This window comes from Metabacillus flavus, assembly GCF_018283675.1.
GTDB lineage: Bacteria > Bacillota > Bacilli > Bacillales > Bacillaceae > Metabacillus_B > Metabacillus_B flavus.
The window spans coordinates 2,292,499-2,305,043 of record NZ_JAGVRK010000001.1; the positions used below are offsets into that span (position 1 = coordinate 2,292,499).

Genomic DNA, 12,545 nt, shown 5'->3' on the forward strand with positions numbered 1-12,545 from the left:
GGGTTAAGATTCACCTCTATTTAGATACTTTAATCTGATTTGGATACCAAACACTAAATCAATCAGAAAATGGGCAATAACAGCAGCCAGCAGATTACCGGTGAGTTCAAACAAAACACCAATCAGTACACTGACTGCCGTAACCATTATAAATAAGAGAAATTTTGATAGATAGCGAATATGCAAGATCGAAAAAACCAGGCTTGCAGCAATCAATCCGAATTCTGTTTGTAAAACCCCTCTGAATAACCATTCTTCCACAATGGCAATAAGGGCTGTCATCAAAGCAATATGAGGAATCGAACAGCTTCTGAAAAGCTTTTCGTTTATTCCCCCGTCATCATACCATGCTGCGGGAGCTGTTTTCATGATAATGAAGTCCAATAGAATAACAGCAGCTGCTGTACCTGCTCCGCCTGCCAGGCTTGTTATAGTAAAATTCATTTTCTCTGCAGGAACAAACAAACCGCCCAGAAAAAAATAGGAGCCTGCAAGGCCTGCAATAGCCAATAGAAGCTGAGTCAAATAAAGCTGCTGAATCATTTGACGATCTGTCAGTGTATGAATCAGATCATTTTGTCTTTTGAACAATCGGTTCACTCACTTTAAACATCAATTTAAGCTCGTTTTTCCATCCCTCTGCCGCTTCATAGCCTAATGAAGCCTTTGTCTGTCCATAATAGGGAGCAAGTTCCATTCCGCAATAATCACAGCAGAAGCGTGTAAAGGATGGAGAGTCGCTTTTTTCACCGAAATGCGCCAGGATTCCGCTTCTTCTGCACGTTTCTGTCGAATACCATTTTACCATATTCCATAGCTTTTCGGTTTTATTTTGCTGGCGCTCCTGGATTATTTTCCAGATTTGATCTGTTTTCTCGTTCCAATCTTTACTCTTTAGTTTTTCAGCATGATGAAGGATAAATCGCTCATGTGTTTCCTCAATCTCAAGCTTAAAAGATGGATCTATTTCTATTGAAGACAGGTATGCTTGCAGTTCATCCCGCACAGGGAATTCTTTTTCAATCATAAAGAGCGGCAGCTGGACATCCTCAGGATCATACAATGTAATCGCTATGGCAGGCAGACCATCGCGGCCTGCTCTTCCGATTTCCTGCATATAGGCGTCCATTCTGGCAGGCATATGAAAATGGATGACGTAACGGATGTCGTTTTTATTTACACCCATCCCAAAAGCGTTTGTACAGCAAACAAGATCAAGCTGTCCATTAATAAATTGCTGCTGAATCAGCATCCGCTGTTCATTCTCCAATCCTCCATGATAGAAGGCGATCCGCTTTCTTCCGGTTTCTTTTAAATAAGAGACTGTTTTTTCAGTCCATTGCCTCCCTGCACAGTAAATCAGGCCCGGCCCTTCCAACCTGCTTACAAGCTCTGATAATTGGCTGAGTTTATCCTCAAGACCTCTTGCTTCTTTAACCATGATCGATATGTTCGGCCTATTTACCGAGTATACATGCAGGATAGGTTCTGTCATATACAAAGACGATTGAATATCCTTAAGAACTTCTTCTGTAGCTGTTGCTGTCATAGCCAGGCATGGAGCTTTATTCAATTTTCTTCTTGCATGACCGATTAATGAATAGTCCGGTCTGAAATCATGGCCCCACTGTGAAATGCAATGAGCCTCATCAACTACAAACAGCGAAATATGAATTCTTTTCAATGCATCCAGGACCCTTTCATGCATGAGACTTTCAGGGGAAAGAAATATAAACCGATATTCTGACAGATGAAAAAGAGCTGACTTTTTCTCATCAAACGATAGAAAACTGTTTAGGGCAATCGCTCGTTTTTCTCCGTTCATCTTAAGCTGGGCAACTTGGTCTTCCATTAAGGCAACCAGGGGAGAAATGATGACTGCAGTCCCCTTAAGAATATAACCCGGCAGCTGATAGCATAGCGATTTCCCTCCTCCGGTCGGAAGCATGGCAATGGCATCCCGTCCATTGACGAGGTCCTCCACAATCTCCTTTTGCCCTTCCCTGAAAGAATCGAACCCAAAATGTTTTTTCAAAACGCCGCTTAAGTTCTCCATATTTTTTTCACCTCTTTGTGACAGCCATTCCGAGTCTGATCTGGAAATAGGTATATTTATTATCTAAGTTCTCTTTTATATTTTTCAGCTGCTTTGTTTTCAAGCGTCCAATGGCTTGGGCTATTTCATCTTTTTCGTCCGGAAGCAAATAAGGATTCAGGTCAAAGCTGCGGTCATGCATGGCAATTTCCACAATATGATCTTCAATCGTACTCATCTTCAGGTTCCTGATTTTACAGGCGTCACCCTTGCTTTTTCCCTGTTTCAGCAGCATTAGTGTTCTTTTGGCTGATTGGGTGAGCGGGAGGGATTCGGGCCCCTTTACGATGAGCTTTGAAAGGAGTACAGCGTTTGATGTCACGGCATTTTCCAGTAAATCATGCATTAAACTCCAGAAACACAGCTCCAAATAAACAGGATCCTTCCCGAGTTTCTCTTCCAGCTGAACATAGGTTAACCCGGCCCGCTTCGGTGTCGTTAACCGGAAAACAAAAAGTTCTGCCATGAAATCTTGTTTAGGTGTTAGAAATAAATCCAGCTCTTCGTATAATCTGAAAGCAAGATCTATTCTGTCTAAATTTGATTCTGCCAGAAATGATTTCACCCATTGTTGTGCCTCTTCGTCAGAAGTAACCGGCAGAAATCGGGACTTATTATGAATCAAATGGGTAGCGGTTTGAATGAGAAGAGAAAGTCTTGTCCATGCTTCCCGCCCTCCCCTGCCATGCTTCCAGGAGTTCAGCTCTTTTGGAATAGGCATTTCTGCTAAGGAATGATCCAGGGCTACCTTTCCCAATGATGTTAAATTCCCGTTTTCCCCTATGAGCTTATTGGCTTCAAGGTCCCGGCATGCCTCTTCAATCGTTTCCCTTTTAATCTGCGGGAACAGCGAAAATAATCCCGAAAGTCCAAACAGCTGCATGTCCTGAAGTGTCTGGGATGTTTTTTTCCCTCTTAAGAGATGATAAATTGCCGAAAAAGATCTCTCCCCGTTAAAGCGATCCAGGCACAAAAGACATATGTATGAATATCCTGTCACTACCATATTTAATCACCAGCGCTTCGCAGAATCTGACTATACTTGATTTTATTCTAGCAGATTTTTCATTGTCCTGAGATGTTTAAAGCTTAAGCATAAGGGTACGGTAAGGACTAGAAACGTTGTTATGATAAGCATTCTCATCGACTTTTTTATTGAAAAGTTCATACAACACCTATACAATAGGTATAAGTTAAGGACTTCACATCCTAAGAATGTGGTTTATCGGACCTTTATCCGTTCAGTCCTAAGAATGATTCAGGAGGTTTTTTACATGGCAAAGTATACAATCGTTGATAAAGACACTTGCATTGCTTGCGGCGCTTGCGGAGCAGCAGCACCGGATATTTATGATTATGATGATGAAGGTATTGCATTCGTTACCCTTGATGAAAATCAAGGTATCGTTGAAATTCCTGATGTACTTGAAGAAGATATGATGGATGCTTACGAAGGCTGCCCTACAGATTCCATTAAAGTTGCTGACGAGCCATTTGAAGGCGACGCACTTAAATTCGAATAGACTCATGATAAAAATCCCCCCTGCTGAAAAAGCCGGGGGGATTTTTTATATTCCATCATCCGGTTTGGACAGATTTTTGTTCAAACCATGCTTTCATTCTTACATAAACCATCGTAAAAATAACCGAGATCAGGATTCCTTTTATTAGGTTAAATGGGAGAATTCCCAGAATAATGAACTGATAAATTTGTTCGGCATTCATTTGCTGCGCACCAAGGAAATAGGTGTAAGCCGGCAGGATAACGTAATAGTTAAATACCGCCATCAGGACCGTCATTGCAATTGTTCCTGCCCCTAAACCGATTAAAAGGCCTTTCACCGCCTGATTCCTTTTATAGAAGAACCATACAGGCAAAATCAGCAGCGCAGCTGAAACAAAGTTCGCCGCTTCCCCAATCGGTACACCTGTCCCGCTGCCCTGGATGAAGTAGTGCAGAATATTCTTCAGCGCTTCAACCGTCAGAGCTGAACCCGGTCCGAATAAAATCAGAGCCGCCAGTGCAGGAAGATCACTAAAATCAAATTTTAAAAATACACTTCCCGGATAAGGAATTTCGAGCATCATCAGCAAATACGCAATGCTGCTTAATACCGCTGTGATGACTCTTTTTCTAATGCTGCTTTGTACCATAAACTGTTCTCTCCTTTTCATGATCTCTCTCTTGAAAAGAAGGGCTGTTCTGATTTGCAAAAACCCCCTGTCAGCAATGACAGAGGGAGTTGATGTGCAATCTGAATAAACGTGAAAAATATATATTTTTCAGCGTTCAGCCACCATCTTCTCCCATCCAGACTATACTGTCGGCTCTGGAATCGCACCAGATCCTGCCCTCATCAGGCTCGCGGGCTTAGAGACTTTCGCCTCATCACCGCCGGTAGGGAATTGCACCCTGCCCCGAAGAATGATCATATTTTATTTTGTATTCCAAGTAATTATATCGGCTTTTTTTTCATTTGTATAGAAAAAAGTCTTTTAAGTGACTGTTCATTCTTTGGGAAAAAAATATTCTTAAAGTAACCGCTTTCACACTTTACCGTGCTGATTTGTATTGTTACACTATTCTCAATATGATAAATTATCTAACAAATAGCAACCGGAGGAGATGCTTTATGTTTAGAGTTCTTGTTTCAGATCCAATAAGCAGAGATGGTCTTGAACCGCTGCTTGAAGCGGAGAATATAGAGATTGTTCAAAAAAACGTTGCCGAAGAAGAAAATTTGGCACAATATGATGCACTATTTGTTAGAAGCGCTACAAAAGTTACGGAACAATTGATGAATCAAATGCCAAATTTAAAGATTATCGCAAGAGCAGGAGTCGGTGTTGACAACATTGATGTCGATCAGGCTACAAGAAAAGGAATCATTGTCATCAATGCACCTGATGGCAATACGATTTCTACTGCTGAACATACCTTTGCGATGATTGCCTCTCTCGTCCGCCATATTCCCCAGGCGAATATGTCTGTTAAAAACCGGGAGTGGAAGCGGTCTTCCTTTGTCGGAAGCGAACTGCACGGTAAAATGCTGGGTATTGTGGGGCTTGGAAGAATCGGGACTGAGCTTGCTAGACGAGCGAAGGCTTTTGGGATGAGAGTGGCTGTGTTCGATCCCTTTTTAACGAAAGAGCGATCTGAAAAAATCGGGGTCGAAAAGCATGACTTTGAAGAGCTTCTTAATCAGGCGGATATCATTACGGTTCACACCCCGCTGACGAAAGAAACAAAAGGTCTATTGAATAAAGAAACGATCGGTAAAACGAAAAAAGGGGTTTATCTTGTCAACTGTGCCCGGGGAGGCATCATTGATGAAGATGCGCTGTGTACATATCTCGAGAACGGCCATGTGCGGGGAGTGGCACTGGACGTATTTGAAGTCGAACCTCCCGAGCATACGCGTCTTCTTGAATTCGAACAGGTCATTGCAACACCTCACCTGGGTGCCTCAACAAAAGAAGCACAGCTGAATGTTGCTTACCAGGTTTCAAAGGAGGTACTGTTATTCATTCAAGGGAAACAAGTTACAACCTCCATTAACCTCCCTGCCATGTCTGACGAAGCATACAAAAAGGTAGCTCCTTATGATACACTAGCACAAAAAATCGGCTCTTTCCTATCACAATATATGAATCAGCCGGTCCAAAGCATTACGATTGAGTACGAGGGTACAGCTGCAGAAATTGAAACGGCCTATGTAACGAAAAGTATGATTGCCTCTTTTCTTAAACAGCGCATGGACATAAACATTAATACGGTGAATGCAGGAGTGCTGGCAAGGGAACGCGGCATTCAATTTATTGAAAAGGTATCTGATCAAAATTCCGGATATTCCAATAGCATGAAGGTGACCATTCACGGAGAACAAACCACTTCAGAAATAAAAGGTACCTCTATTCCCCACTTTGGAGAGCGGATTGTATCTGTCAACGGATTTTCTATAGATTTTCATCCATCGGGCCACCTTTTGTATATTCAGCATACGGATGTTCCAGGGGTAATCGGCAATGTTGGTAGAATCCTTGGCAACCATTCTGTCAATATCGCAACCATGCAGGTGGGCCGGAAAGAAAAAGGCGGCGAAGCCATCATGATGCTGTCGTTTGACCGCCCGCTTGATCAGCCAATATTATCGGCTTTAACCGAGCTTGATGAAATCGTGTTTGTAAAAGCGATTGAGCTGTAATGAAGCTGTAAGAAAGGGGCCTTCTGCGGAAGGCCCCTTTTCTAGTTATCCAATTGGAACAACGGTTCTTTCACCCTTAGCAAACGTCACTATTGTTTCATAGCCGGTTTTTTTCGCCAGCGCAAGCGCCTGATCATAATCGGCACCGACATCCTGAGGCTGATGGGCGTCAGATGAGAGCACAATAGGCACACCTTTGTCATAGCACATTTTCAGCAGTCTTTCATCAGGATAAAGCTTGCCAGTCGGCTTTCTCAGACCCGCTGTACTGATTTCTACACAGGTTTTGCTTTTGGAAAGGGCCTCTGCTGCTCTTTCATATTGCTCCAGTAAGAATTCTTCCTTTTCAGGGACGTAGTTAAAAATTTTCACTAAATCCAGATGTCCGATAATATCAAAAAGATTCGATTCCGCGAGGGTTACTACCTGGTCAAAATACTTTGTGTATGTATCATATACATCCCGCTTATCCCATTCATGCAGGAACTCCTTTAAATCGATGCCGAAGTCCTCTACCCAATGAATGGAGCCAATGACATAATCAAAATCGTATTGGCGGATAAACCGCTCCATTTCCTTATGCCTGCCTGGTGTATAATCCATCTCGATAGACATTTTTACATCAATCCCGGCCTTTTCGGCTTCCTGAAAAAGTGCAGTGTAATCGTTCATATCATAAAATCTTCTTTCATCGACCCATGGATTGCTCAATATATCTGCAGTTTGATAAAAATGATAAGCATGCTCCGAAATACCAAAATGCTCAATATTCTTCCGTTTTGCTTCATCCGTGAATTTTTTTAAATAGTCTAAAGTGAGTGTTCCTCTTTCTAAATGATTATGATAATCAGTCAGCATGGTGTTCCCTCCCTTATTCTTTCTAAACTTTATCATATTAAAGGGAGAGAGTTAAGGAAAACGGTGAATTTTTCGACAATTTCTATAGGCAAGCAGATGGCTGCTATTTTTTCATGTCTATAAGGACTGGATTCGGGCCGAATGGAACGGTGATCGGCTTATCAATCTCTAAAGTCCCAATTTTGTTTAAATCTATATTTTGAAACTTGACCGTTTCAAAATTGAATTCTTTTGCTGTGAGAAGCAGCGCTTCCAGCATAAAGACTGTGTCTTCATTATTCTGAAATTCAAAAGAGTTAAAAGTTAGAATAAGTTCATTTCCTTTTTCTTCAATATTTTCAATTTTCGCGCCTTCTGTCATGACAGACTGAAGCCCGCTGCCGATATTTTCAGTCATATCCCTATAAGCATCGCTAAAAGAATCGTATGATACATTGGACTTCACAAAAAAAGGCTTTTTGCTTTTATGAAGATATTTAAAAAATCCTTTTTTTTCAGATGGCTGGAGCTCGATTTCATTCAGCACTCCTAAAGGACCCATATCAATACCGGGACTGTCCCCGGTGTAAAGTTCAGCCGCGCTATACCCTTTTCCGCTGAAAGAAGTCTGTATAATTTCCGCTAAGAGCGCATCCGTTGAGCTGACTATTTTGCGGTTTTCGTTCATGTGAATTTCAATATGCTGAGGATTTTCCGACTTTCTTATGTCTATGTCCTGAAAGTAATCAGATAAACCCCACTCTTCTTCATTAAAGGAAGAGCGCAGATCATTATATTGTTCAGCTTGAAGAAAGCCTCCAGAAGATACAAGCGTCACAGGGATTGTATAATTATCATTGCTGTCTGAATAAGCGAGGACGAGTGATTGATCCCTCTGATCCTCTTTTGCTAAAAACGTAACATTCAGTTCAGCAGGGGGAGCCGGTTTTTTTTCTGCCTTTTTCTCTTCTTTACGTTCCGGTAAAGCCGCCTTAGGTGCAGATGCTTCAGGCTGTTCCTGTTCAGCGGTCTGATGGTTGTCTTGAGCCTGACTTTCTTTTTCAGCTGCAGGCTCCTCAGAGGGTGTTCCTTTATTTTCTTGTGCCATTTGAAGAGACTCCTTGGTCGTATCGCCTGACTGGAACTGATTGATCCAGAATGGCGAGATTACGGCCAAAATAAAAAGCGCTGCGAAGCTTGCAACCAATGGACCGATCCAGATTTTTCTTTGTTTAAAAGAGCGGTTTCCCGCTGCCCTTTTATACACTTCATCCCGAGAGCGTTTATCTTTAATTTCAGGAAGCTTTGACAGCAGTTCTTGTATGTGCTCTTCATTATACCCGGATTTTTTCATTATTTGCTCCCTCCTTCTCGCTGAGATGAGCCATGCTCTTTTTCAGTGCTTTAATTGCCCGATGCTGGGTGGTTTTCACCTTGCTTTCCGACCATGTAAGCGCTTCAGCTGTTTCCTGGATTGAAAGACCCTGTACGTATCTCATAACAATGACCGTTCGCTGATCAATCGTACAGGCATCAAGTGATTGGTATATCCATTGGATTTGCTCGTTTTGCAAGGCTATTTCATCCGGAAGAGGAGATTGATCCTTTACCTGGTTTGCATCCCAGTCAAACTTCTCTGCCAGTCGCTGGCGTATGGTTTTTTGTTTCCTGAACCAGTCAATTGCGACATGCCTTGCGATGGAGAACAGCCATGTTTTTTCAGAACTTCTGCCTTCAAATTTATCGTAGGATTTCAGTACTCGTATATAAACCTCTTGAACAAGGTCTTCGGCCTGTTCACGGTCTTTCACCATATAAAAAAGGAATTGGAACAAATCCTTATGATGCTTCTCATATAAAGTCTGAAAGGCTTCTTCCATGGAAACCCCTCCGTTCATTTGCTTAGTCGTTTCAGACATTTTAAAAGTTACACCTGAAGCCAGGTGCCGGAAATCTGTAATAATTGAAATATTTAATTACAGTAAAAATTATACCTATGCAAAAAAAAAAAGGAAGGTGCTTCCTTCCTTTTTCATAAAAATTTACGATTCTTTTTTGTTCCCTCTAAAAACGATGGCACTTCTTTCATATTCAACATCGTTCTGACCCGATCTAAAGTTGATCACTCTGGATACGGCAAAAAAGTAGTCTGACAAACGGTTTACATATTTCATAACATGTTCATTGATTTCAGAATGCTTTTGAAGAGTGACAATCCGGCGTTCAGCTCTTCTGGCTACTGTTCTTGCCAGATGAATAGCGGCGGCTGCCTGAGTGCCGCCCGGCAAAATGAACCGTTCCAATTCAGGAGCTTCCTTCACGTATTCATCAATTCTTTCCTCTAAAAACAAAATCATTTCCGGGTTCGTTTTATCTTTGCGCTTTTCCGGACTCAGCACAGATGCAAGGTCTCCCCCGCAATCAAACAGCTCATGCTGAATTTTTTCCAGCTCGTTATATATATCCTCAAATTTTTTATCTGTCAGCAACGTCATCGCCTGGCCCACAACCGCATTCAGCTCGTCCAGCGTTCCATAAGCCTCAACACGGATGTCGTCTTTGTCTACTCTTCCACCGACAAGGCTCGTCTGGCCTTTATCCCCTGTTCTCGTGTATAAATTCACGATTCTGTATCCCCCTTTAATTGAGCTTCATCTACTTTTGATAAATAAAACGTAAAAGTTGTGCCTTCATGAATTTTGCTGTGAACCGTGATGGTTCCATGATGGGCTTCGATAATATTCTTGGCAATCGCAAGACCAAGTCCTGTGCCTGCCCTGCCCCTTGTCCTTGCCTTATCAGCTTTGTAAAACCGTTCGAATACGAAGGGAAGGTCTTCTTCGGGAATGCCCGTTCCTGTATCCGTCACATCAAATCTTAGCCCTTTGTCAGCAGATTGAACGGAAAACGTTACTTTACCGCCTTCATCAGTATGTCTGATGGCATTATCCACAAGGTTTGTCAGTACCTGCTCGATTTTATCGGAGTCCATCACAAAACTGTCATGATCCAAGTTGAGCGATGTAGACAATTCTATGGTTTTGTCGCGGGCCATGCCCTGGAATTTCCGGGAGATCTTGCTGACAAGCTCAGATACATGCACCTCTTCATATAGAAGGGTAACATGCCCGGCTTCCATTCTGGCAAGATCAAGCAGCTCATTGACGAGCCTGCCCATTCGGAGAGATTCCTCATAGATGACTTTGGAGATTTCTTTCTTTTCCTCATCCGTACTCGCAATGTCGTCGACAATCGCTTCACTATAGCCTTGCAGCAAAGCAATCGGAGTTCTCAATTCATGGCTGACATTTGCAATGAAGTCTTTTCTCAGCTTATCGAGACGTCGTTCCTCTGTCATGTCCCTTAAGACGGCCACTGCACCGCGAACATAATCCTGATCATAAAGAGGACCCATGACCATCACCCAGAATCGCCCTTGGAGTGTCATTTCAATCACTTGTTCCTTCTCTGTGTTCACGACTCTTCGAAAAAGTTCTTTGGCTTCAGGAGGAAGCTCTTCCCCGCTTTTTATATCCATTTGCTGCTCGTAATACCAGGCCTGCAAAAACCTTTCAGCAGGAGGATTCGTGACAAGGATCGTCCCATCAATATTTAAGGTAATCACTCCATCTGCCATACTGCTGAGAATGCTTGTTAAATGCTCTTTCTCCTGATTCAGGGCATTAATATGGTATTTAAGCTGACGCCCCATCTGATTGAAAGCTGCTGCGAGCTCCCCAATCTCATCCCCGGTTAAAATCGGTACTTTTTTATCAAACTTCCCTTTTGTGAGTTCAAGGGCGGCTTCTCTCATTTTTCTAAGCGGATATGTAATTCTTGTAGACAGGAAAAATGCGAAAATGGTGGTTAAAATAAGACCTACCGCTGCTCCGATAAAGGTGTAGCGGGTTGTACTGGCTGTCGCTTCCCTGATTGATGCCAGGGATTGCGATACAAAAACAGCACCGTGCTTCCCTTCAGATAATTGATAGGGAACTCCCTGAAGAAGGACCTTCTCTTTTTTATGACCGGTTTCTTCATCTGCGGTAATGGTTTTCATGCTTTCGCCTGTTCCTTTTAAAACTGCAGAAAGCTCTCTGTCATTCTTAATCGTCTTCAGGCTTATATATGGCTGCTTCCTGCCATTTCCTTTAGAGGAATACCACGCTTTCCCCTTTTCATCTACAATCATGATTCCTGTCTTTTCATCGGAAAGCTCAAGTGCAATCGATCGGGCAAGTTCCGCTGAGTCATGAATGTCATGATGATTTTCTAAAATTCCTGATATTTTGTCTGCCATTTGAGACAATTCGCTCTCTGCCTGATTGGTCTGATAATTCTCGATAAATTCAAACCAGAGGATCGTCAAAACGAGAAGAACGAACGCAACGAGCAGAAGAATGGTTCCCCAAAGCTTACCTACTACACTGCGCCAAAGTCTCATTCATTGCCAACCTCGAATTTATAGCCTACTCCCCAAACCGTTACAATCATTTTCGCCGCATCCTGTGATACTTTGTTTAATTTTTCCCTCAGTCTCTTCACATGAGTATCGACCGTCCGCAAGTCTCCAAAAAATTCATACTGCCAAACTTCTTTAAGCAGCTGTTCACGGTCGTACACTTTGTCCGGTGTCCGTGCAAGGAAGTAAAGCAGTTCATATTCCTTCGGCGTAAGACTGACTTCTTTTCCGTCAGCTGTCACGCGGTGAGCGTCATGATCGATCGTTAAATGAGAGAAGACAATGACATTTTTCGCCTTTGTTTCGGTTTTTAAGAAGCTTGTAGATGAAGATCTGCGCAATAAAGCCTTCACTCTCAAAACGACTTCTCTCGGACTAAACGGTTTAATAATATAATCATCTGTTCCTACTTCGAAGCCCTGTACTCTGTTTGCTTCTTCTCCCTTAGCAGTCAGCATAATCACCGGGGTAGCCTTTTTCTCACGGAGCTGACGGCAAACTTCAACCCCATCAATGCCGGGCATCATTAAATCCAGCAGGATCAGATCATAATCATTCGCAAGGGCTAATTCCAATGCTTCGTCACCGTTTTCTGCTTCCTCTGTTGTATAGCCTTCCCGTTCCAAATACATTTTTAAGAGTCTTCTAATTCGGTCTTCATCATCCACTACTAGTATTTTACCGTTGATCATTTCTTCCATCATCTTCTCCTCCTTCATAGTTCAGTTCAGATATGTATGTGTTCATCATACTAATTAACATACCTCTCCTGCAACGAAGAGCCTTTTCCTTGATATAATCATTAGCTCTTTTCGAAATTTACCAGTTGTTAACTAGGTCCTTGGCGCAAGGTTCGAGACTCCGCTGGAACTGAGGCTCACCTCCCGGAGCCCTTGGAAAACCAGCATTGTTTGCTACAACAAAGGGACTGGTTCAATGAAAACCG

The 12,545-nt window shown here is 42.5% G+C and carries 12 protein-coding genes and 1 riboswitch; of the genes, 2 read left to right on the plus strand and 10 right to left on the minus strand.

Going from position 1 to position 12,545, the window contains the following annotated elements:
- Window positions 1-3: 3 nt before the first annotated feature.
- The 3 genes from J9317_RS11790 to J9317_RS11800 are packed head-to-tail and all read right to left on the minus strand — an operon-like array spanning window position 4 to window position 3,101.
- Window positions 4-591: a CPBP family intramembrane glutamic endopeptidase gene (locus J9317_RS11790; RefSeq protein ID WP_211558836.1), complete on the minus strand. Its 588-nt coding sequence runs from the start codon at window positions 589-591 to the stop codon at window positions 4-6.
- Complete coding sequence (locus J9317_RS11795; protein ID WP_211558838.1) at window positions 572-2,056, minus strand: RecQ family ATP-dependent DNA helicase; 1,485 nt, start codon at window positions 2,054-2,056, stop codon at window positions 572-574. Before J9317_RS11795 ends, J9317_RS11790 begins: the two co-directional genes overlap by 20 nt.
- A 7-nt stretch (window positions 2,057-2,063) precedes the next feature.
- Complete coding sequence (locus J9317_RS11800; protein WP_211558839.1) at window positions 2,064-3,101, minus strand: YpbB family protein; 1,038 nt, start codon at window positions 3,099-3,101, stop codon at window positions 2,064-2,066.
- 268 nt (window positions 3,102-3,369) lie between these two features.
- Here J9317_RS11800 and J9317_RS11805 point away from each other — a divergent pair, with 268 nt between their 5' ends.
- Window positions 3,370-3,618, plus strand: coding sequence for a ferredoxin (locus J9317_RS11805; protein WP_035408566.1), 249 nt, complete (start codon window positions 3,370-3,372; stop codon window positions 3,616-3,618).
- Between the two features lie 55 nt (window positions 3,619-3,673).
- Here the strand turns inward: J9317_RS11805 and J9317_RS11810 are convergent, their stop codons facing one another.
- A complete protein-coding gene (locus tag J9317_RS11810) occupies window positions 3,674-4,249 on the minus strand; it encodes an ECF transporter S component (protein ID WP_211558841.1) in 576 nt (191 codons plus the stop codon).
- Window positions 4,250-4,390: 141 nt separating this feature from the next.
- Window positions 4,391-4,525: riboswitch (FMN riboswitch) on the minus strand.
- 203 nt (window positions 4,526-4,728) lie between these two features.
- Here J9317_RS11810 and serA point away from each other — a divergent pair.
- Entirely contained in the window at window positions 4,729-6,300 is a 1,572-nt protein-coding gene (serA, locus tag J9317_RS11815; RefSeq protein WP_211558843.1) for a phosphoglycerate dehydrogenase, read from the plus strand.
- A 45-nt stretch (window positions 6,301-6,345) separates the two neighbouring features.
- Here serA and J9317_RS11820 read toward each other — a convergent pair whose 3' ends face one another.
- The 6 genes from J9317_RS11820 to J9317_RS11845 all read right to left on the minus strand — a co-directional run bounded on the left by J9317_RS11820 (window position 6,346) and on the right by J9317_RS11845 (window position 12,300).
- A complete protein-coding gene (locus tag J9317_RS11820) occupies window positions 6,346-7,158 on the minus strand; it encodes a histidinol-phosphatase (protein ID WP_211558845.1) in 813 nt (270 codons plus the stop codon).
- Between the two features lie 103 nt (window positions 7,159-7,261).
- Window positions 7,262-8,491: a GerMN domain-containing protein gene (locus tag J9317_RS11825; RefSeq protein WP_211558847.1), complete on the minus strand. Its 1,230-nt coding sequence runs from the start codon at window positions 8,489-8,491 to the stop codon at window positions 7,262-7,264.
- On the minus strand, window positions 8,472-9,017 hold the full coding sequence (gene sigX / locus J9317_RS11830) for an RNA polymerase sigma factor SigX (protein WP_211562318.1): 546 nt from the start codon (window positions 9,015-9,017) through the stop codon (window positions 8,472-8,474). The genes J9317_RS11825 and sigX overlap by 20 nt, the downstream gene beginning before the upstream one ends.
- Window positions 9,018-9,179: 162 nt before the next feature.
- Window positions 9,180-9,761, minus strand: coding sequence for a cob(I)yrinic acid a,c-diamide adenosyltransferase (locus J9317_RS11835; protein WP_211558849.1), 582 nt, complete (start codon window positions 9,759-9,761; stop codon window positions 9,180-9,182).
- Window positions 9,758-11,581, minus strand: coding sequence for an ATP-binding protein (locus J9317_RS11840; RefSeq protein ID WP_211558851.1), 1,824 nt, complete (start codon window positions 11,579-11,581; stop codon window positions 9,758-9,760). The genes J9317_RS11835 and J9317_RS11840 overlap by 4 nt, the downstream gene beginning before the upstream one ends.
- Window positions 11,578-12,300, minus strand: a complete 723-nt coding sequence (locus J9317_RS11845; protein ID WP_035408553.1) for a response regulator transcription factor — start codon at window positions 12,298-12,300, stop codon at window positions 11,578-11,580. The genes J9317_RS11840 and J9317_RS11845 overlap by 4 nt, the downstream gene beginning before the upstream one ends.
- Window positions 12,301-12,545 lie beyond the last annotated feature (245 nt).